Source organism: Cellulomonas persica, assembly GCF_007989825.1.
Taxonomy (GTDB): Bacteria; Actinomycetota; Actinomycetes; order Actinomycetales; family Cellulomonadaceae; genus Cellulomonas; species Cellulomonas persica.
Genome location: NZ_BJUA01000013.1, coordinates 47,746 through 68,346 on the forward strand (window position 1 = coordinate 47,746; position 20,601 = coordinate 68,346).

Genomic DNA, 20,601 nt, shown 5'->3' on the forward strand with positions numbered 1-20,601 from the left:
CACGCGCGGGTGTCGGTGGTCGGGCATAACGTCACCGCGACGACGAGACCAGCCCCCGTAAGCCGCAGCGACACTCGCTGCCGAGACGAAGGTGAGCACCATGCCTCCTGCACCCCAGGACCGCGAGAAGGCCCTCGAGGCCGCTCTCTCCCAGATCGACCGTCAGTTCGGCAAGGGCTCGATCATGCGCCTCGGCGACGAGGGTCGCGCGCCGGTCGAGGTGATCCCGACCGGGTCGATCGCGCTCGACGTCGCGCTCGGCATCGGCGGTCTGCCGCGCGGTCGCATCATCGAGATCTACGGCCCGGAGTCCTCGGGCAAGACGACGGTCGCGCTGCACGCGGTCGCCAACGCGCAGAAGGCCGGCGGCATCGCGGCGTTCATCGACGCCGAGCACGCGCTGGACCCCGAGTACGCCAAGAAGCTCGGCGTCGACACCGACGCGCTCCTCGTCTCCCAGCCGGACACGGGCGAGCAGGCGCTCGAGATCATGGACATGCTGATCCGCTCGGGCGCGATCGACATCATCGTCATCGACTCGGTCGCGGCGCTCGTGCCCAAGGCCGAGATCGAGGGTGAGATGGGGGACAGCCACGTCGGCCTCCAGGCGCGCCTCATGTCGCAGGCGCTGCGCAAGATCACCGGCGCGCTCAACCAGTCCGGGACCACCGCGATCTTCATCAACCAGCTGCGCGAGAAGATCGGCGTGTTCTTCGGTTCGCCCGAGACCACGACCGGTGGCAAGGCGCTCAAGTTCTACGCCTCCGTGCGCATGGACATCCGTCGCATCGAGACCCTCAAGGAGGGCACCGACGCGGTCGGCAACCGCACGCGCGTCAAGGTCGTGAAGAACAAGATGTCGCCGCCGTTCAAGCAGGCGGAGTTCGACATCCTCTACGGCGTCGGCATCTCGCGTGAGGGCTCGCTCATCGACCTCGGCGTCGAGCACGGGTTCGTCCGCAAGTCGGGTGCCTGGTTCACCTACGAGGGGGACCAGCTCGGGCAGGGCAAGGAGAACGCGCGCAAGTTCCTGCGCGACAACCCCGACCTCGCCGACGAGCTCGACAAGAAGATCAAGGAGAAGCTCGGTATCGGTGCGCGCGTGGACGCGCCGGCCGACCCTGCGGCGAAGGTCGACTTCTGAGCGGGCGACCGCTGAGCGGACGGCCTCTGCGTGACGGGCTCCCGCGTGTCCCCGTCCGGGGACGCGCGGGAGCGGCGCGGGCAGGCCGCGGCGCGCGCGGCACCCGGATGCCCCGCGACACCCGGATGGCCCGCGGCACCCGGATGGCCCGTGAGACCCGGATGGGCTGACATGGCACGTGGTGCGCAGTACCCCGGTGCGGCGTCCCGTCGCCGGCGCTCCCAGGAGCCGCCGTCGACGGGTGCCGCCGCGGTCGACGCCGAGCCCGATCCCGAGTCCGTCGCGCGCGCGATCGCGTTGCGCCTCCTGACCGGTGCTCCGCGCAGCCGGGCTCAGCTCGAGGAGGCGATGGCCCGGCGCGACGTGCCCGAGGACGTGGCGGCACGCGTGCTCGACCGGTTCACCGAGGTGGGCCTGGTGGATGACGCCGAGTACGCGCGCATGCTCGTGCGGACGCGCCACGCGGAGCGCGGTCTGTCGCGGCGGGCGATCGCCGTCGAGCTGCGCCGGCGGGGGATCGACGAGGAGTCCGCGTCTGCGGCGCTCGAACAGGTCGATGCCGACGACGAGGAGCAGGCCGCGCGTCACCTCGTCCGGCGCAAGCTCGCGTCCACCGCGGGGCTCGACACGCAGACGCGTCTGCGCCGCGTCGTGGGCGCCCTCGGTCGCAAGGGCTACGCGCCGTCGCTCGTGCTCCGTCTCGCACGCGAGGAGCTGGCCGCCGAGGGCGACGACGCGTCGTCCGACGACGGCGACTGGTCGCCCGCGGACTGAGCCGCCCGACGCCGCGCGTCTTCCGCCCGGTCGCCCTCACGCCGTTGACCAGTGCAGAAGGCGGGGAGCACCTCGGTGCCCAGGAGGGTGAAGCCGGGTGTCGCGGGCCTGGCTGGCGGCGCAGGTGGGTGACAATGGGCCGACGCGGGGCGCGTGCCCGGCGCGGCGTGACGGTCGGCCCGGCGCCGGTCGCCGACGCACTCGTGGAGCGACGAGCGGAGGTGCGGCGTGGGCGAGATCGCGACCATCGTCGGGCTGCTCGGCGCGTGCCTGGTCGCGTTGATCCTCGTGCTCGTCGCGCGTCGCGAGGCCGGCGCCCAGCGTGAGCAGGCCGAGAAGGACGTCGCGGAGATCAAGGACGAGGCGCGCGCGCTGCTGGCGAGCGCCGAGCGGCGCGAGCAGCGGGCACGCGAGCGCGACGAGACCGCTGCCGCCGCACAGACCACCGCCGCCGAGGCCGAGCAGCGCGCGCGCGAGCACGAGCGCGTCGCCGCACAGTCGGAGCGCGCGGCCGAGCGTGCGCTGGCTGCGGCCGAGCGTGACGCCGCCGCTCAGCTCGCGCTCGCGCAGCAGCAGGCGCAGGCTGCGCTCGACGACGCACGCTCACGCGCCCGGGCCGAGCTCGAGTCCGTCACCGGCCTCACGGTCGACGAGGCGCGCGAGGCGCTCACGCGTCGCATCACCGAGCAGGCGCAGAACGAGGCGTCGTCGTACGTCCGTCGCGCCGAGGCCCAGGCGAGGCGCACCGCCGAGGCCCGCGCGCGCCGCATCGTCGCGACCGCGGCGCAGCGCACGGCCGTCGCGACCAGCGCGCAGTCCGCGCTCACCGTGCTCCCGCTGCCCTCGGACGAGATGAAGGGCCGGATCATCGGCAAGGAGGGGCGCAACATCCGCTCCTTCGAGGCGCTCACGGGCGTCAACGTCCTGGTGGACGAGCAGCCCGACGCCGTGGTGCTGTCGTGCTTCGACGCCGAGCGGCGCGAGATCGCCCAGGTCATGCTCGAGGCGCTCATGACCGACGGCCGCATCCAGCCCCAGCGCATCGAGGCTGCGTACGCCGAGGCGCTCGCCGGCGCGGACGAGCGCGCGGTCGCCGCGGGGCACGACGCAGCCGAGCGTGCCGGGGTGCAGGACCTGCACCCCGTGCTCGTGCGGGCGCTCGGGCGGCTGCGGCTGCGCACGTCCTACGGGCAGAACGTGCTCGAGCACCTCGTCGAGAGCGCGCTGCTCGCGGGCTCGATCGCCGCGGAGCTGGGCGCGCAGGAGTCGGTTGCCCGGCGGGCTGCGTTCCTGCACGACATCGGCAAGGCGCTCACGAACGAGGTGCCCGGCTCGCACGCGTCCGTGGGGGCGGATCTCGCGCGCCGCCACGGCGAGAGCGAGGTCGTCGTGAACGCGATCGCCGCGCACCACGACGAGGTGCCGCTCGAGACCGTCGAGGCCGTCGTCGTGCAGGTCGCCGACGCCGTCTCGGCGGGACGTCCGGGCGCACGTCGTCAGGAGCTCGACCAGTACGTCGAGCGCATGGACAAGCTCGAGAGCCTCGTCGCCGCGCACCAGGGTGTGCGCCGGGCGCTGGCGATGTCTGCGGGTCGCGAGGTCCGCGTGGTCGTCGAGCCGTCGGAGGTCGACGACGCGGCGCTGCCGCAGCTCGCGGTGGCGATCGCCCGGCACATCGAGGCCGACCTGTCGTACCCGGGTGAGATCCAGGTGACTGTGGTGCGCGAGATCAGGGCCAGCGCGACGGCCGGCTGAGCCACACTGCCCGGCCCGTCCTGTCCCGGCCCGGCCCGGCCACGCCGCCCGACCGAGCCGCGGCGCCCGCCCACCGCGGCGGTGGGTCGGCCGGTCAGTCCTGGGCGGTGGCGACCGCGAGGCTCGGCGCCTCGGCGCGTGCGCGGCCTGCCGTGCGGCGGCCGACCCGCCCGGCGAGCGCCTCGGCGAGTCGGGTCAGAAGCCAGTTGATCAGGATGAAGACCACGGCGGCCACGACGAGCGCCTGCAGGATGTTGCCGTTGCCCGAGCCGAAGCGCCGCGCGGCGGCCAGGAGCTCGGGGTAGGTGATGATCGCCCCGAGAGCGGTGTCCTTGAGGATCACGACGAGCTGGCTGGCGATGGCGGGCAGCATCGCGATGATCGCCTGCGGGACCTCGACGAGTCGCAGCGACTGGGACCGTCGTAGGCCGATCGCGAGCGCTGCCTCACGTTGTCCCCGCGGCAGGCTGTGCACGCCCGAGCGCACGAGCTCCGCGAACACCGAGCCGTTGTAGAGGGTCAGGCCCAGCACGACCGCGACGAGCGGCAGGTCCTTCGGCGAGACGAGGTCGAGCCGGGGGATCGCCATGTAGAAGAAGACCATCATGATCAGCACCGGGACGGCGCGGAAGAACTCCACGATCCCGCCGCTCAGGGTCCTCACCGTGCGCGAGGCCGAGAGTCTGCCGAGGCCGAACACGATGCCGAAGACGCCCGCCGTGACGATCGAGAGGCCGGCGGCGATGAGCGTCTGCTTCAGACCCGGGAGGAAGAAGTTCTCCCACGCGTTGGCGGTGAACAGCGGGCGCCACAGGTCGGCGTCGAGCTGACCCTTGCGGTCGAGCAGGACGAGCGCGTACACACCGAGACCCACGACCACGACCGTGGCCACGACGTTGACCCAGACCATGCGCCGCCGGGCGCGCGGTCCCGGGGCGTCGAAGAGCACCGAGCCGCTCACCGGGCCACCGCCAGCCGCCGCGACAGGCTGGTCGTCGCGACACCGATGGGCACGACCAGGATGACGAACCCGAACGCGAACACCAGGAAGATCGCGACCATGAGGTCCGGCCGGAACTCGATCATCTGCTTGAGCAGGCCGGAGGTCTCGGCGACGGACCCCGCGGCGGCGACCGTCGAGTTCTTCGTGAGCGCGATCAGCACGTTGCCGAGCGGCGCGACCGCACCGCGGAACGCCTGGGGCAGGATCACCAGCCGCGCGGAGTCGCCGAACCCGAGGCCGATCGCCCGCGCGGCCTCCGCCTGACCGACGGGCACGGTGTTGACCCCGGAGCGCAGGGCCTCGCAGACGAACGCCGCGTGGTAGACGGTCAGGCCCAGGACCGAGAGCCAGAAGAAGTTGCGCTGGAAGTCCGACGAGAGCGTGATCCCGAGCTGTCCCCACAGCCCGAGGACGCAGAACACGATGATCACCGTGAGCGGGGTGTTCCTCAGGAGCGTCACGTACGTCGTCCCGGCCCAGCGCAGGCTCGGGACGGGAGAGATGCGCATGACCGCCAGCACCGTGCCCAGCACGAGGGCGAAGATCGCCGCGAAGAAGGTGAGCTGGATGTTCACCCAGAACGCGCCGAGCACGTCGAACTCGCTGAACAGTGACCCGAAGTCCACCTGTCCTCCTGTCGTGGCCGCTGGTCTGTCGTGTTGCTCTGTCGTGCTGGTCGGTCGTGCTGGTCGGTCGTGCCGGTGGTCGTGAGCGCCGGTGGTCTGCGCCGTGCGGCCGGACGACGAGGGTGCGTCGTCCGGCCGCACGCGCTCACGCGCGGGCTATGCGCACGCGGTCACGAGCAGGCAGCGGGCTCGGGCGGGTTGAGGTCGGCGTTCGGCTTGTAGCCCGACGCGCTCACGTTGTCGTCGAGCGCCTTCTGCCACGAGCCGTCCTCGATCATCGCCGTGATGGCGTCGGTGACGGCCTGGCACTTGTCGGAGTCCTTCGGCAGGCCGACGCCGTAGTTCTCCTCCGAGAACGGGTTCCCGACGACCTTGACCTTGCCCTCGTTGGCGGGGATCGCGGCCAGACCGGCCAGGATGATGTCGTCGGTCGTGACGGCGTCGACGGTGCCGGCGGTCAGGGCCGTGACGCACTCGCTGTAGCCGGGCTGCTCGAGCAGCTGCGTTCCGGCCGCGTACTCGTCCTTGATCCGCTGCGCCGAGGTGGAGCCCGTCACGGAGCACAGGTTCTTGCCGTCGAGGTCCTCCGGGCCGGTGATCGTGTCGTCGTCGGCCGCGACCAGCAGGTCCTGCCCGGCGACGAAGTACGGCCCGGCGAACGACACGACCTCCTTGCGCGCGTCGGTGATCGAGTACGTCGCGAAGATCATGTCGACCTGCTTGTTCTGCAGCATCGTCTCGCGCTGCGCGGACGGCGACTCGACGAACTCGATGTCGTCCTCGGCGTAGCCGAGCTTGTCCGCCACGTACTTCGCGACGGCGACGTCGAAGCCCGTGTACGTGTCGCCGTCCTTGAAGCCGAGGCCGGGCTGGTCGAACTTGATGCCGATGCGGATGGTCCCACCGCTGCTGCCGCCGGTGCCGCCCTGCGTCGCGTCGTCGGAGCCGCCGTCGTCGTCGGACGAACAGGCGGCGAGCGTGAGGGCGCCCGCGAGGAGCATCGCGGTCGCCATGATTCGGGTACGCATGGTGGTTCCCTTCGTGTCGGATCTCAACGTGTCGTGCGGGAAGCCTCGGAGGGGTCGGAGGGACGGGTCAGGGGACCGGCGGGGCCGTTCCTCAGTGGGTGAGGATCTTGGACAGGAAGTCGCGCGCGCGCTCGCTGCGCGGCGCCGTGAAGAACGTCTCGGGGTCGGCCTGCTCGACGATCTCGCCCGCGTCCATGAAGACCACGCGGTTCGCGGCACGCCGCGCGAAGCCCATCTCGTGGGTCACGACGAGCATCGTCATGCCGTCGCGCGCGAGCCCGACCATGACGTCGAGGACCTCGTTGATCATCTCGGGGTCGAGCGCGGACGTCGGCTCGTCGAACAGCATCACCTTGGGACCCATGGCGAGCGCGCGGGCGATCGCGACGCGCTGCTGCTGCCCGCCCGAGAGCTGCGCGGGCAGCTTGGCGGCCTGGTTGCCGACGCCGACCCGGTCGAGCAGCTCGCGGGCCCGCGCGACGGCGTCGGACTTCTTGACGCCCTTGGCCTTGATGGGACCGAGCGTGACGTTCTCGAGCACGGTCCGGTGGGCGAACAGGTTGAACGACTGGAACACCATCCCGACCTCGGCGCGCAGCCGGGCCAGCTCGCGCCCCTCCTCGGGCAGCTCGCGCCCGTCGATGACGATCGATCCGGAGTCGATCGTCTCGAGCCGGTTGATGGTGCGGCACAGCGTCGACTTGCCGCTGCCCGACGGTCCGATGATCACCACGACCTCGCCGCGCGCGACGGTCAGGTCGATGTGCTTGAGCACGTGCAGCGCGCCGAAGTGCTTGTCCACGCCACGCAGCTCGACGAGCGGGGGACCGAGCTCGCCGTGCGCGGGTGCGGGCTCAGGGCCGGGATCGGGTTCGGTCGCGAGGTCCGCCATTCGTCGAACGTAGGGGGAAATGTCCGGATGTGCATCCGTCCACGCGTTTCGATCAGGCAACATTCGTGCGTCGCAGTCTCCGCGTCGCGGGCTGGTGACCTGCGCGAGCGCACCGAGAGCCCGACGCGCGTCGGGGGTCCGCGGCGCGCGGCCTTACCCTGGTCGGTGATGTCCACGACCCTGCACGCGCCCGAGATCGCACCGCCGACGACGACGTCCGGCGGCGCTGCGCGCACCTATCTCGTCAAGACGCTCGGCTGCCAGATGAACGTCCACGACTCCGAGCACATGGCCGGCATGCTCGAGCAGGCGGGCTACGTCGCGGCGACGCCCGAGCAGGCGGCCGCCGAGGACGCCGACGTCATCGTCATCAACACGTGCGCGGTGCGCGAGAACGCCGCGGACAAGCTCTACGGCAACCTCGGCCGCCTCGCGCGGACCAAGCGCAGCCGGCCCGACATGCAGATCGCGGTCGGCGGCTGCCTCGCGCAGAAGGACCGTGCGGGCATCGTCGAGCGTGCGCCGTGGGTCGACGTCGTGTTCGGGACGCACAACCTCGACGTGCTGCCCGCCCTGCTGGAGCGCGCGCGCCACAACGCGGCGGCCCAGGTCGAGATCGAGGAGTCCCTCAAGGTCTTCCCGTCGACGCTGCCCACGCGCCGTGAGTCGGTGTACGCGGGCTGGGTGTCGATCAGCGTCGGGTGCAACAACACGTGCACGTTCTGCATCGTGCCGCACCTGCGCGGCAAGGAGCGTGACCGCCGTCCCGGGGAGATCCTCGCGGAGGTCGAGGCGCTCGTCGCCACAGGCGCGATCGAGGTCACGCTGCTGGGCCAGAACGTGAACTCCTACGGCGTGGGCTTCGGCGACCGGGGCGCGTTCGCCAAGCTCCTGCGCGCGGTCGGCGCGGTCGAGGGCCTCGAGCGCGTGCGGTTCACGTCGCCGCACCCGGCCGCCTTCACCGACGACGTCATCGCCGCGATGGCCGACACCCCGACGGTCATGCCGTCGCTCCACATGCCGCTGCAGTCCGGATCGGACCGGGTGCTGCGCGCGATGCGCCGCTCGTACCGCTCGGAGAAGTTCCTCGGCATCCTCGACCGGGTGCGCGCGGCCATCCCGCACGCGGCGATCACCACCGACATCATCGTCGGCTTCCCGGGGGAGACCGAGGAGGACTTCGAGGACACGATGCGCGTGGTCGAGGCGGCGCGGTTCTCCTCGGCGTTCACGTTCCAGTACTCGCCGCGGCCCGGCACACCCGCCGCGGACCTGCCCGAGCAGCTCCCCAAGCAGGTCGTGCAGGAGCGGTACGAGCGTCTGATCGCGCTGCAGGAGCGGATCTGCGCGCAGGAGAACGCCGCGCAGGAGGGCCGGGTCGTCGAGGTGCTCGTCGCCGAGGGTGAGGGCCGCAAGGACGGCGAGACCCAGCGGATCTCGGGGCGCGCGGCGGACAACCGGCTCGTGCACCTCGCGCTGCCGCTCGACCTCGCGCCCGGAGACGAGCCGCGTCCCGGCGACCTCGTGACCGTCGAGGTCACGCACGGTGCCCCGCACCACCTCGTCGCGGACTCGGCGCTCGTCGGTGGTCGGTTCGCCGTGCGGCGCACGCGGGCAGGTGACGCGTGGGAGGCGCGTCGGTCCGGGCACGACGAGCATGCGGGCGGCCACGGCGGCGACGCGTGCGGCACCGGGGCGGCACCCGGTCCGGTGAGCCTCGGGATGCCGACGCTCGCCGTGCGCTGAGGTGCGTCGCGGCGCGTCGCGCCCGGCCAGGCCTCTGATCTCCCTCGTCACGCGGTGGGCTCCGTCGGTGTCGTGAGCCGGTCGCGCGCGGGGCGCCGTCGCGAGCCCGTGAGTCGTCGGTCAGCTGTCGGGTCAGTTGTCGGGCACGTCCGGAGCGGGCCCGCCGCCCGGGATCGTCGCCTCGAGGGCGGCGAACAGCTGCACGCCCGTCCCCAGGCCGCACGAGAGCACCTGGGCGAGCTGCTTGTCGGTCGCACCCGGCTCGAAGTCGGCGCTCACCTCGGAGTAGAGGGCGAGCATGCCCTCCTCCTCGCGGAGGTACGCCTTGGGCCAGATGCGCTCCCGGTTCCAGTCGTTGAGCGCGAGCGCGACCGCGGACCGCTGCTCGAGCGGCACCTGGTGGTGCCAGCGCCCGCGCACCTGGACGATCTCGCCGTGCTCGCCGAGGAGCAGGAACCAGAACCGGCTGCCGTCCCACGTGCCGGTGAGGTCGCCGTCGTCGTCGACGACGAACCGGTAGCCCTTGTCCAGCAGGTAGTCGCCGACCCGGTCGCGCGTGACGGGACGCGGCTCCTCCTCGTCGGCGGGTGCGGCCTTGGCGGGCTTCGGCAGCCCGCCCAGCACGCGCAGGAGCCAGCCCGGCCCGCTCACGGCACGCTCCCGGCGGGGTCGGGGTACTTCTCGTCGATCGCGTCGAAGAACATCGAGCCCGTCGACAGGCCGCAGAACAACAGCTGCGAGAGCTGCGCGTCGGTCGCGCCGTGCTCGAGGTCGGTGGCGACCTCGGAGACGACGTGCACGCGGCCGTTGTCACGCACGCGCACGTACGCCTTGGGCCAGATGCGGTCGGCGTTCCACTCGTTGCACAGGTCGAGGACCTCTTCGAGGCGCTCGATCGCGATCTCGCGGTGCCACTGGCCCCGGATCTGCAGGATCTCCGCGCTCTCGCCGAACAGGAAGAAGTAGAACAGCCGACCGCGCCACAGGCCGCCGAGGTCTCCGTCGTTGTCGACGAAGTAGCTGAAGTGGTTGTCCGCCATCCACGCGGCGATCCGTGCGGGCGTCACCGGGCGCGGGTGGTCGGCGGCCGGCTCGGCGACACCGAGCTCGCGTGCGAGCAGGCGCGTGACGTTCGCGTGGAGCTCGTCGTCGGAGGGCTCGGGCCCGGCCGCCGGGGCGTCGGCGGACGCGCGCCGACGACGCCACCACGGGCGGTGCTCGTCGTGCTGCGCGACCATGGGGGCGACACTACCCGCGCACGTCCCGCGGATCGCGGTGGGTGTCCCAGAGCGTGGACGCGTCGCGTCACGCCCGGTTCGCGGGCCCCGGCGCACGCGGGCTAGGGTCGCCACGATCCGCCAGCCGGGTCCCGAGACGACGAGGACGGTGCCCATGGGCCTCTTCAGCAAGCACGACGCGCCCGAGCGCACCCCGCAGCAGACGCCCGAGCCGCGCGAGCTCGCGCCGCTCACGCACGAGCGGATCACCGCGACGCTGGACGCGCACGGCTACCGCTACGCGATCGACGGCGACGGCGACATCGGCGGCATCTGGGACGACCACGTCTTCTACTTCGTGCGCATCGGGGCCGATCGTGAGTTCCTGCAGGTCCGCGGGCGCTGGACCCGCCCGCTGTCCGCCGAGCACTACCTCGAGGTCCTCGAGGTCGCGAACACGTGGAACACCGAGAAGGTGTTCCCGAAGACCTACGTGCGCGTCGAGGACGACCTGCTCGGCGTGTACGCCGAGCACGCGGTCGACTACCGGCCGGGCGTCTCCGACTCCCAGCTCGACCAGCACCTGGGTTGCGCGGTCTCCACGGCGCTCGCGTTCTTCTCGCACCTGGACGAGCAGTACCCGCAGGCGGTCGAGGAGCACCGTGCGCTCGCGGCAGCCGCTCGTGCGGCGGCGTCTGCGTCGGACGACGCCGACGAGCCCGGCCGCGCCTGAGCCGGCCGTACCCTTCCCGACGAGGTCTGCTCGACCAGGTCTGCGCCGGACCAGGGCGAGCGCTGAACCAGGGCAGCGCTGAACCGGGGCAGCCCGGACCGGGTCGGCCCGTCGCGCGTCGTCGGCCTGCGCGGCGACCTCGGATAGCGTCGCCCCCATGCTCGTCGCCGCCGCTCTCGTCCCGGACACCGCGCTGCTCGTGCCGGGCGTCTCCGGTCGCCAGGACGCCGCGGGCGGCCTGCGCGAGGCCGCGACGTCCGCGGTGCGCCGCGCGGTCGCGGGCGCCGAGCGCGTCGTCGTCGTCGCTCCCGGCCGTCCTGCGCGATCCCCGTCGCGGTCAAGGGCTGACGTGCTAACGGACGGCGAGACGGGACAGAGCACGGCCGTGCACGTCGTCGCGGTCGTCGGGCTGGTCCGTGCGACCCTCGCGGCGGCGGGCGTGCCGGACACGCTGCTCGCACCGGTCCCGCCGGTCGCGCTGGCGCCGCCTCCGCTGGACACCGGCACCGCGATCATGACGCCGGCGGCGGGGGTCTCGACCGCGGTGGCGCTGCGCCTGCTCGCCGCGGCGGGCGGTGCGGCGACGCACGCCGTGGAGACCACCGGCACCGACGGCACAGCGCTGCGTGCGCTCGGCGCGCGGCTCGTCGCGGGAACCGGACGAGACGCGCTCGTCGTCGTCGGTTCCGCGTCCGGCCGGCACGGCCCCGACGCGCCGCTGGCCGACGACCCCGACGCGCTCGCGTACGACGACGCACTCGTCGCCGACCTCCGGACGGCGGACCCCGCGGCGCGCGAACGCCTCGCGGCGCTCGACCCCCACCGGGCCGCGGGGCTCGCGGTCACCGGCTGGGGTCCGTGGCAGGTGCTCGTCGGCGCGGCCGGGCCACGCACCGTGGTGCGTGCCGACGTCGCGGGGGATGTGCTGCTCGGCGCGCAGCACGTCGTCGGGACGTGGCACGTCGAGGCCCCGGCATGAGCGCGCTCGTCGTCGCCGTCGTCGGCCCGACCGCGACCGGCAAGTCCGACCTGGCCGTCGAGCTCGCGCTCGCACTGGGCGGTGAGGTGCTCAACGCCGACGCGCTGCAGCTCTACCGCGGCATGGACGTCGGCACCGCCAAGATGACACCCGACGAACGCCGGGGCGTGCCCCACCACCTGCTCGACGTGCTCGACCCCCTCGAGGAGGCGTCGGTCGCCGACTACCAGGCGCTCGCGCGCGCGGCGATCGACGACTGCACCGCGCGCGGCGCGCGTGTGGTCGCCGCGGGCGGCTCGGGCCTGTACGTGCGCGCACTGCTCGACCACATGGAGTTCCCGGGGACCGACCCGGACGTGCGGGCGCGCCTGGAGGCACGCGTCGAGGCCGAGGGGTCGCGCGCGCTGCACGACGAGCTCGCGCGCCTCGACCCCGACGCGGCCGCCGCGATCGGACCGCGCAACGCGCGACGCGTCGTGCGCGCGCTCGAGGTCATCGAGCTCACCGGCAGGCGGTACTCGGCGTCCCTGCCGCAGCACGTGTACGAGGTCCCCGCCGTGCAGATCGGCCTCGACTGCGATCGTGCGGTGCTCGACGAGCGGGTCGCGGCGCGCACCCGGCACATGTTCGATCGTGGCCTCGTCGCCGAGGTCGAGGGACTGCTCGCGCACGGGCTGGGCCGCACCGCAGCGCGCGCCGTGGGCTACGCCGAGACGGCCGCGATGCTGCGCGGTGAGCTCACGCCCGACGAGGCACGCGAGGCGATCACGGCCGGGACGCGACGCCTGGCGCGCAAGCAGATGGGCTGGTTCGGCCGCGACCCGCGCGTGCACTGGCTCGACGCGCAGGACCCGGACCTCGTCGGCAAGGCCCTCGCGCTGGTCGCGGAGGCGGACGCCGGCCGTCTCGGACTCGCCACGGACGACCCGGCGCCCCGCCGTAGTCTGGGCTCATGACGACAGCCGTGCGCACGTCGCTCGACGACGGGACCGGCGCGCCCGCGCGCCCCGACGGCCTCCTGCACGTCACCAAGGGCCACGGCACGCAGAACGACTTCGTGCTGGTCGACGACCGCGACGGTCGCCTCGACCTCGGCGCCGACCTCGTGCGGGCGCTCGCGGACCGGCGCGCGGGTGTCGGCGGGGACGGCGTCATCCGCCTGGTCGCGAGCCGGCACGTGCCGGAGGGTGCCGCGCTGCTCGCCGACGCACCCGAGGCGCAGTGGTTCATGGACTACCGCAACGCCGACGGCTCGGTCGCGGAGATGTGCGGCAACGGCGTGCGCGTGTTCGCGCTCTACCTGGACCGGCTCGGGCTGTGGCCCCAGGCCGGCGAGGTCGCGGTGGGCACGCGCGCCGGCGTCATGCGCGTGCGCCGGGTCGCCGCGCCGCAGGGCGTCGGGGACGGCGCGTGGTTCGCGTTCGACATCGGTCGCTGGCACCTGCCCGGCGGGCGTGCCGCGGCCGAGGCAGGGTTCGACGCCGAGGTCGCGGTCACCGGGCTGGACGTGGTCCGCCCGGCGCTGTCCGTCGACGTCGGCAACCCGCACAGCGTGCTCGCGCTGCCGGACGTGGCCGAGCTGGACGCCCTGGACCTGACGCGGGCCCCGCAGGTGCAGCCGGTGCCGCCGCACGGGACGAACGTCGAGATCGTCGTCCCGCTCGGGGAGGCCGTCGTGGACGGGCGTACGACGGGACGGGTGCGCATGCGCGTGCACGAGCGCGGCGTGGGGGAGACCCGCTCGTGCGGCACGGGTGCGGTCGCCGCCGCGATGGCCGTCCGGACGTGGGCGGGCGCCGGCGCGCCCGATACCTGGCTCGTCGACGTGCCGGGCGGCACGGTGCGCGTGACCGCGCTGGGCGACGACCACGCCGAGCTGGCCGGTCCCGCCGTGCTCGTGGGCGAGATGGACGTCGACCTCACCGCGCTGCTCAGCCGGTGAGCACCGCCGGACCGGCGGCGGCGTCGGCGCATGCCGTGGAACCTCCGACGGTCCTCACGTCCGACGACCTCGGGGTCGAGCTCGGTCCGCGCGCGACCGTCGTCGAGCTGTCGAGCACGTTCTGCCAGCCGTGCCGGATGGCGCGCGTGGTGCTGCAGCGCGCGGTCGAGACGACCCACGGCGTGCGGCTCGTCGAGCTCGACGTCGCCGGCTCGCGTGGCGAGGCGCTCGGCGCCCGGCTGGGCGTCCTGAGCACGCCCACGGTCCTGGTGCTCGACTCCCGCGGGCGGATCCGCGACCGCGCGGCCGGCGTCCCGCGGCTCGCTCAGGTGCGCGCGACGCTCGAGTCGGTCGGGGTGTCTGACGACCGCTGAGCCGCGCCGGTGCGTACGTCGTCCGGCGCGTCCTCGGCGACGTTCGCGCTCGCGCCGGCGTGCCCGTGCGCCGCGCGAGGCGTGACGCGCGCGGCCAGGAGTGCCGCGCCCGCGGCGAGCGCCGCCGTGAGCGCGAAGCACGCGACGTAGGGCGTGGCGCCGCCGCGCGACGAGACGGCCGCGAACAGCACGCCCGTGACCGCGAGGGCCAGCGACGCCCCGATGGAGTCGGAGACCGACAGCGCCGAGCTGTTGGTGCCCGCGGCACGGCCCGTGGAGTACCGCAGCACGAGCACGGTCTGGCGCGCGTACGTCAGGCCCATGCCGAAGCCTGCGACCGCCCACGCGACGACGAGCAGCGGGATCGGGGCGTGGACGGCGGCGCCGACTCCGGTCCCCGCGATGCCGACCGTCACGATCAGGGTGCCGACCTGGATGGCGCGCGCGTGCGGCAGCCGCTCGCCGAGCCGGCCCTGCACCCAGGCGGCGCTCGCCCACGTGAGGGCCGCGGCGGTCAGGGACACGCCCGCGAACGTGGCGGCGACGTCGTACCGGCGGGTCAGCAGGTACGGCAGGTACACCTCCGCGGCGAAGAACGCGCCCGCGAGCAGGCCGCGGTCGGCGATCACCGCGGGCAGGCCGCGTGCCGCGCGCAGCGTGCCGGGAGGGACCAGGCGTGACAGTGCACCCAGCGCGACCGCGACGCCGACGAGCGCGACGACGACCGTCGCGGCCCCGCCGATCTCGCCGCTGACGCCGAGGACCAGCACGGCGACGGCGGCGAGCACCGCCCACGCGATCCGTCGCGCACCGGCGACCGTCGTGGGCGCGTCGTCGGCGGCGCGTCCTGCCGGCGTGAGCCCGTCGGGCGCGGGCTCGGGGTGCTCGGGTGGTCCGAGCGACCGGACGCGCGCCAGGACGACCGTCGCGATCGGCGGGACGATGAGCGCGACCCCGAGGAACACCCACCGCCAGTCGAGGTGCTCGGTGACGAACCCCGCGACGGGTGGTCCGACGAGCGACGGGACGACCCACGCAGCGGAGAATCCCGCGAACACCCGCGGGTGCAGCGCGCCGGGGTAGAGCCGCGCGACGACGACGTACGACACGACGGTGAGCGCGCCGCCGCCCAGACCCTGCAGGAGCCGACCGCCGGCGAGCACGACCATCGTCGGCGCGGTGCCCGCGACGACCAGCCCGACGACGAACGCGATCGCGGCGGCCAGCAGCGGGCGCGCAGGCCCGGCCCGGTCCGCCCAGGCGCCCGCGGTGACCATCCCCACGACGCCCGATGCCAGCGGCGCGGCGAACGCGACGGCGTACAGCGCGGCGCCGTCGAGCTCGAGCGAGACCGTCGGCATGACGGTCGTCACGGCGAGGGACTCGAAGGCGGCGAGGAACACCAGGGCGCACATCGCCCAGGTCGTCGCGCGCAGGCGGACCCAGGCCGCACGCGCGTCGTCGGTCAGGACGGAGGGCATCCCGGCAGCCTAGGCGCCGGTGCCGACAGAGCCGTCAGGCGCTCCCGTCGGCCGACGTGACCTCCAGCACGCGGAAGCCCTTGGCGCTCGCGACACGCTCCACGGTCGCGCGTCCCTCGAGCTGCTCGGCGAGCCATCGCTGCAGCGAGTCGGCGCCCAGGTTCTTGCCGACGACGAGCGAGGCCACGCCACCCGGAGCCAGACGCGGCAGCCATCGCAGCAGCAGCTCGTGCAGCGCCTGCTTGCCGACGCGGATCGGCGGGTTCGACCAGATGGCGGCGAAGCGCACGTCGGCCGGCACGGCGTCCGGCTGCACGGCACGCACGTTCGCCGCACCCGCCGCCGCCGCGTTGTGCCGCACAAGGTCGAGCGCCCGCTCGTTCACGTCGACGGCCCACACGCGCGCGCCCGGCGAGCGCAGCGCGAGCTCGAGCGCGAGCGGACCCCACCCGCAGCCGAGGTCGAGCAGGTCGCCCGCGGCCGGTGGCGGGGGCACCTCGTCCAGCAGGACCCGTGTCGCGTGGTCCACGTGGTCGGGTGAGAAGACCCCGCCCGCCGTCTGGACCTGCAGGTCCCGGCCGGCGAGGCGGACGACGATGGTGCGGCGCTCGTCGGGGGAGGCCGGCTGTGCGGTGAAGTAGTGGTCTGCGGCCACGCGCCGACCCTACCGAGCAGCCTGCGCCGGCAGCGAAACACCTCGCACGCGCGGCGCGGTGCGTGCGACCCTGGAGGGGCACGCAGGACGTCCCCGTGTGCCCGGACGAGAAGGAGCCGCGTGAGCGAGACCCACCACACCACCACAACGAGCCCGACGCCGGACGAGCCGCGCTCGCCCCAGCAGGTGGCCGACGACGTGGTGGCGCGGGTGCTCGCGAGGGCGGGGACCGCGCTGCACGCCGGCGGCACCGTGCACTCGTCGTACGACGGCGACCAGCTCGAGCTCGAGGAGCGCACGTCGCTGCGTCGCGTCGCGGGCCTGTCCACCGAGCTCGAGGACGTCACCGAGGTCGAGTACCGCGAGCTGCGGCTCGAGAAGGTCGTCCTCGTCGGCGTCTGGGGCTCGTCGTCGTCGGGCGGCACGTCGAACGGCACGCTGCAGGACGCCGAGGTGTCCCTGCGCGAGCTCGCGGCGCTCGCCGAGACCGCGGGCTCGACCGTGCTCGACGGTCTGCTGCAGCGTCGCGCCAAGCCGGACGCGGGCACGTACCTGGGCTCCGGCAAGGCGGCCGAGCTCGCCTCCGTCGTCGCGGCGGCCGGTGCGGACACCGTGATCGTCGACGGCGAGCTCGCGCCCTCGCAGCGGCGTGCGCTCGAGGACATCGTGCGCGTCAAGGTCATCGACCGGACCGCGCTGATCCTCGACATCTTCGCCCAGCACGCCAAGTCGCGTGAGGGCAAGGCCCAGGTCGAGCTCGCGCAGCTCGAGTACCTCCTGCCGCGCCTGCGCGGCTGGGGTGAGTCGATGTCCCGCCAGGCCGGTGGCCAGGTCGGCGGCGCCGGGGCGGGCATGGGGTCGCGCGGACCCGGTGAGACCAAGATCGAGCTCGACCGGCGGCGCATCCGCAACCGCATGGCGAAGCTGCGTCGCGAGATCGCGGCGATGGAGCCCGCGCGGCTGACCAAGCGCGCGTCGCGCAAGCGGCACGCGATCCCGTCGGTCGCGATCGCCGGCTACACCAACGCGGGGAAGTCCTCGCTGCTCAACCGGCTGACCCACGCGGGCGTGCTCGTCGAGAACGCGCTGTTCGCGACGCTCGACCCGACGGTCCGCCGCGCGGAGACGGTCGACGGCCGCGTCTACACGCTCGCCGACACGGTCGGCTTCGTGCGGGCGCTGCCCCACCAGCTCGTCGAGGCGTTCCGCTCGACGCTCGAGGAGGTCGCGGACGCCGACCTGATCCTGCACGTCGTCGACGCGTCGCACCCGGACCCCGAGGGGCAGATCGCGGCCGTGCGGCACGTGTTCGCGGACATCCCCGGTGCGATGGACGTGCCCGAGATCATCGTGCTCAACAAGGCCGACCTCGCGGCTCCCGAGGTGATCGCCCGTCTGCGGTCGCGCGAGCTGCACTCGATCGTCGTGTCCGCGCACAGCGGCGAGGGGATCGCCGAGCTGCAGGCGCTCATCGCCGACCAGCTGCCGCGGCCGGGCGTCGCGGTGGACGTCGTCGTGCCGTACCAGCGCGGGGACCTCGTCAACCGCGTCCACGAGCACGGCGACATCGACCACGAGGAGCACACCGCGGACGGCACGCTGCTGCGCGCCCGGGTCGACGAGTCGCTCGCGGCCGAGCTCGAGGCGGCGTCGGTCCGACGCGCGTGACGGCGCGCCGGGAGCGGCGCGTCCCGGTCGCGATCGTCGGCGCGGCGGTCGTCGCCATGGACCTCGTCGTGGGCCTCGCTGCGGGCGTCGCGACGGCGGGGGAGTCGCGGGGCGCCCTCGTCGTCCGGCACTAGGCTGGACCGATGCCCTCGCCCTCGTCCGCACCCGACGACGCCCGGGCACTCGACACCGCGCCGCCGCCCGAGCCGCACGCCGACGACCCTGAAGGGGACGGCACCGAGCGGAGCGGCACTCAGAAGAGCGGCACCACGAAGAGCGGCACCACGAAGAGCGGCACCACGAAGAGCGGCACCGATCCCGACCGCGCCGAACGCGACACTGACCGGGGCATCACTGACCGGGACATGATCGACCGGGACAGTGCGGTCGACGAGCTGCTCGACGTGGCCGTCGGTGCGCTCGGCGGCGCTCGTCGCGACGGTCAGCACACCATGGCGCGCGCGGTGGCCGCGGCGCTGCGCACCGGCGAGCACCTGCTCGTGCAGGCGGGCACCGGGACCGGCAAGTCGCTCGGCTACCTCGTGCCCGCCGTCCAGCACGCGGTGCACGCCGACGAGCGCGTCGTCGTCTCGACCGCGACGCTCGCGCTGCAGCGCCAGGTCCTCACGCGCGACCTGCCGCTCGTCGCCGACGCGCTCGCGCCGCACCTGCCGCGCCGCCCCGACATCGCGCTGCTCAAGGGCTGGCACAACTACGTCTGCCTGCACAAGGTCGAGGGTGGCTACCCGGCCGACGACCAGGGCTCGCTGTTCGACCTGCCGGAGAAGGCCGGCGCGGCCGAGCACCCGTCGGCGGGCGGGTCCGGCCCGGGTGCGCTCGGGCAGCAGGTCGTGCGGCTGCGCGAGTGGGCGCAGGAGACGGACACGGGCGACCGCGACGACCTGGTACCCGGCGTCAGCGACCGTGCGTGGCGTCAGGTGTCGGTCACGTCGCTCGAGTGCATGGGCTCGGTCTGCCCCAAGCTCGACGAGTGCTTCCCCGAACGCGCGCGTGGACGGGCGCGTGAGGCCGACGTCGTCGTGACGAACCACGCGATGCTCGGGATCGCCGCGTCCGGCTCACCGAACGTGCTGCCCGAGCACCAGGTGCTCGTCGTGGACGAGGCGCACGAGCTCGCGGACCGGGTCACCACGCAGGCGACCGCCGAGCTGTCGCTGCCCGTCGTGCAGCACGCGGCGCGCGTCGCCAGGCGGCACGGAGGCGTCCCGGCGGCGGACCTGGAGGCCGCGGGGGAGGCGCTCGCGGGTGTGATCGTGCCACTGCGCGAGGGCCGGTTCCCCGGGGGCCTGCCCGACGACGTCCACAGCGCCGTGGCCGCGGTGCGTGACGCGGCGCGCACCCTCCTGTCCCTTCTACGGCCTGAGCCCGGCTCGCCGGGCGGCGCGGCGCCTGCCGACGGGGGCCGCAAGGTCGCGCAGTCGGCTGTGCTCACGCTGTTCGAGACCGCCGAGCGCATGACCTCCGAGCCACAGGACGCCGCGCGCACCGTCCTGTGGTGCGCGCGCGGCGAGGACCGCTCGGGAGCGGTGACGACGCGGCTGCACGCCGCGCCCCTCGCGGTGAACGGCCTCATCCGCACGCAGCTGTTCGCGGGGCGGACCGCCGTCCTGACGTCCGCGACGCTCGCACTCGGCGGCACGTTCGACCCGATGGCCCGCTCCGTGGGCCTCGAGCAGCGGCCCGACCTCGAGCCCGAAGGGCCGACGACCGTGCCCGGCGCCGACCCCGCGCCCGCCGTCGCCGTCACGGGACCGATGCGCTGGCGCGGCCTCGACGTCGGCAGCCCGTTCGACTACCCGAAGCAGGGCATCTGCTACGTCGCGCGTCGCCTGCCGCCGCCCGGCCGCGAGCCCGCGACCGACGCCCAGCTCGACGAGATCGAGGCGCTCGTGCGCGCGTCCGGCGGGGCGACGCTCGGGCTGTTCTCGTCGCGGCGCGCCGCGACCGCCGCGGCCGAGGCGATGCGCGAGCGCCTCGACGTCCCGGTCCTCCTGCAGGGCGACGACCAGCTCCCGACCCTGGTCGCGCAGTTCGCGGCCGACGAGCCGACGTGCCTGTTCGGCTCACTCGCGCTCTGGCAGGGCGTCGACGTGCCGGGCCGTGCGTGCCGGCTCGTGCTCATCGACCGCATCCCGTTCCCGCGTCCCGACGACCCGGTGCGCTCGGCGCGCGCCGACGTCGTCGCCGCCTCGGGAGGCAACGGCTTCATGGCGGTGTCCGCGACGCACGCGGCGCTCCTGCTCGCGCAGGGCGCCGGCCGGCTCGTGCGCGGCCCCGGTGACAAGGGCGTCGTCGCCGTGCTGGACCCGCGCCTGGCCACGGCCCGTTACGGCGAGTTCCTCGCCCGCTCGATGCCGCCGTTCTGGCGCACGACCGACCGCGACGTCGCCGTGGCGGCCCTAGCGCGCCTGCGCGACGAGTGAGCCGGTAGCCTGCGCGGGAGGGCCAGCGGTCAGCGGACGCCCAGGTGACGCGGCCCATTCCGGCCCGGCAGCAGCGTCCACGACCGTACGGCCCGACGCACGACCTCACCCGCACGAACCGCTGCACCAGGAGGCGCACC

20 protein-coding genes are annotated in these 20,601 nt (G+C 74.0%); 12 read left to right on the plus strand and 8 right to left on the minus strand.

Annotated elements, in window-relative coordinates; genetic code table 11:
- Positions 1-100 precede the first annotated feature (100 nt).
- From recA to rny, 3 genes are all read left to right on the plus strand, one after another.
- A complete protein-coding gene (gene recA / locus CPE01_RS12860) occupies positions 101-1,144 on the plus strand; it encodes a recombinase RecA (protein WP_146807221.1) in 1,044 nt (347 codons plus the stop codon).
- Positions 1,145-1,315: 171 nt separating this feature from the next.
- Positions 1,316-1,918: a regulatory protein RecX gene (locus tag CPE01_RS12865; protein WP_146807222.1), complete on the plus strand. Its 603-nt coding sequence runs from the start codon at positions 1,316-1,318 to the stop codon at positions 1,916-1,918.
- Between the two features lie 228 nt (positions 1,919-2,146).
- Entirely contained in the window at positions 2,147-3,673 is a 1,527-nt protein-coding gene (gene rny / locus CPE01_RS12870; protein WP_146807223.1) for a ribonuclease Y, read from the plus strand.
- Between the two features lie 94 nt (positions 3,674-3,767).
- Here rny and CPE01_RS12875 read toward each other — a convergent pair whose 3' ends face one another.
- The 4 genes from CPE01_RS12875 to CPE01_RS12890 all read right to left on the minus strand — a co-directional run bounded on the left by CPE01_RS12875 (position 3,768) and on the right by CPE01_RS12890 (position 7,222).
- Positions 3,768-4,634: an amino acid ABC transporter permease gene (locus CPE01_RS12875; RefSeq protein ID WP_146807224.1), complete on the minus strand. Its 867-nt coding sequence runs from the start codon at positions 4,632-4,634 to the stop codon at positions 3,768-3,770.
- Positions 4,631-5,302, minus strand: coding sequence for an amino acid ABC transporter permease (locus tag CPE01_RS12880; protein ID WP_146807225.1), 672 nt, complete (start codon positions 5,300-5,302; stop codon positions 4,631-4,633). Before CPE01_RS12880 ends, CPE01_RS12875 begins: the two co-directional genes overlap by 4 nt.
- 170 nt (positions 5,303-5,472) lie before the next feature.
- The gene (locus tag CPE01_RS12885; protein WP_146807226.1) at positions 5,473-6,330 is read right to left on the minus strand and encodes a glutamate ABC transporter substrate-binding protein; all 858 of its coding nucleotides are present in this window, start codon (positions 6,328-6,330) and stop codon (positions 5,473-5,475) included.
- A 91-nt stretch (positions 6,331-6,421) separates the two neighbouring features.
- On the minus strand, positions 6,422-7,222 hold the full coding sequence (locus CPE01_RS12890) for an amino acid ABC transporter ATP-binding protein (RefSeq protein WP_146807227.1): 801 nt from the start codon (positions 7,220-7,222) through the stop codon (positions 6,422-6,424).
- 168 nt (positions 7,223-7,390) lie between these two features.
- Between CPE01_RS12890 and miaB the strand changes: the two genes are divergently transcribed.
- Positions 7,391-8,968, plus strand: a complete 1,578-nt coding sequence (miaB, locus tag CPE01_RS12895; protein WP_146807228.1) for a tRNA (N6-isopentenyl adenosine(37)-C2)-methylthiotransferase MiaB — start codon at positions 7,391-7,393, stop codon at positions 8,966-8,968.
- A 132-nt stretch (positions 8,969-9,100) separates the two neighbouring features.
- Here the strand turns inward: miaB and CPE01_RS12900 are convergent, their stop codons facing one another.
- A complete protein-coding gene (locus CPE01_RS12900) occupies positions 9,101-9,619 on the minus strand; it encodes a type III secretion system chaperone family protein (RefSeq protein WP_146807229.1) in 519 nt (172 codons plus the stop codon).
- Positions 9,616-10,206: a type III secretion system chaperone family protein gene (locus CPE01_RS12905; RefSeq protein WP_146807230.1), complete on the minus strand. Its 591-nt coding sequence runs from the start codon at positions 10,204-10,206 to the stop codon at positions 9,616-9,618. The genes CPE01_RS12900 and CPE01_RS12905 overlap by 4 nt, the downstream gene beginning before the upstream one ends.
- A gap of 154 nt (positions 10,207-10,360) precedes the next feature.
- Here CPE01_RS12905 and CPE01_RS12910 point away from each other — a divergent pair, with 154 nt between their 5' ends.
- The 5 genes from CPE01_RS12910 (at position 10,361) to CPE01_RS12930 (ending at position 14,213) form a co-directional block, all read left to right on the plus strand.
- On the plus strand, positions 10,361-10,918 hold the full coding sequence (locus CPE01_RS12910; protein ID WP_146807231.1) for a type III secretion system chaperone family protein: 558 nt from the start codon (positions 10,361-10,363) through the stop codon (positions 10,916-10,918).
- A gap of 157 nt (positions 10,919-11,075) precedes the next feature.
- Complete coding sequence (locus tag CPE01_RS12915; protein WP_146807232.1) at positions 11,076-11,897, plus strand: class III extradiol ring-cleavage dioxygenase family protein; 822 nt, start codon at positions 11,076-11,078, stop codon at positions 11,895-11,897.
- Positions 11,894-12,853: a tRNA (adenosine(37)-N6)-dimethylallyltransferase MiaA gene (miaA, locus tag CPE01_RS12920; RefSeq protein WP_146807233.1), complete on the plus strand. Its 960-nt coding sequence runs from the start codon at positions 11,894-11,896 to the stop codon at positions 12,851-12,853. The genes CPE01_RS12915 and miaA overlap by 4 nt, the downstream gene beginning before the upstream one ends.
- Positions 12,850-13,839, plus strand: coding sequence for a diaminopimelate epimerase (dapF, locus tag CPE01_RS12925; RefSeq protein WP_146807234.1), 990 nt, complete (start codon positions 12,850-12,852; stop codon positions 13,837-13,839). Before miaA ends, dapF begins: the two co-directional genes overlap by 4 nt.
- Positions 13,840-13,874: 35 nt before the next feature.
- A complete protein-coding gene (locus tag CPE01_RS12930; protein WP_146807235.1) occupies positions 13,875-14,213 on the plus strand; it encodes a TlpA family protein disulfide reductase in 339 nt (112 codons plus the stop codon).
- On the opposite strand, the gene CPE01_RS12935 is transcribed toward CPE01_RS12930, so the two are convergent.
- Both CPE01_RS12935 and CPE01_RS12940 read right to left on the minus strand, forming a co-directional pair.
- Positions 14,165-15,694, minus strand: a complete 1,530-nt coding sequence (locus tag CPE01_RS12935) for an MFS transporter (RefSeq protein WP_146807236.1) — start codon at positions 15,692-15,694, stop codon at positions 14,165-14,167. The two genes, CPE01_RS12930 and CPE01_RS12935, sit on opposite strands and share 49 nt — an antisense overlap.
- 34 nt (positions 15,695-15,728) lie before the next feature.
- Positions 15,729-16,349 (minus strand): class I SAM-dependent methyltransferase, encoded by a 621-nt coding sequence (locus CPE01_RS12940; protein WP_146807237.1) that lies wholly within the window; start codon positions 16,347-16,349, stop codon positions 15,729-15,731.
- Positions 16,350-16,469: 120 nt separating this feature from the next.
- Between CPE01_RS12940 and hflX the strand changes: the two genes are divergently transcribed.
- The 3 genes from hflX to CPE01_RS12955 all read left to right on the plus strand — a co-directional run bounded on the left by hflX (position 16,470) and on the right by CPE01_RS12955 (position 20,461).
- Positions 16,470-18,017, plus strand: a complete 1,548-nt coding sequence (gene hflX / locus CPE01_RS12945; protein WP_146807238.1) for a GTPase HflX — start codon at positions 16,470-16,472, stop codon at positions 18,015-18,017.
- Positions 18,014-18,151, plus strand: coding sequence for a hypothetical protein (locus tag CPE01_RS16495; protein WP_186811533.1), 138 nt, complete (start codon positions 18,014-18,016; stop codon positions 18,149-18,151). Before hflX ends, CPE01_RS16495 begins: the two co-directional genes overlap by 4 nt.
- A gap of 231 nt (positions 18,152-18,382) precedes the next feature.
- A complete protein-coding gene (locus tag CPE01_RS12955) occupies positions 18,383-20,461 on the plus strand; it encodes an ATP-dependent DNA helicase (protein WP_146807267.1) in 2,079 nt (692 codons plus the stop codon).
- Positions 20,462-20,601 lie beyond the last annotated feature (140 nt).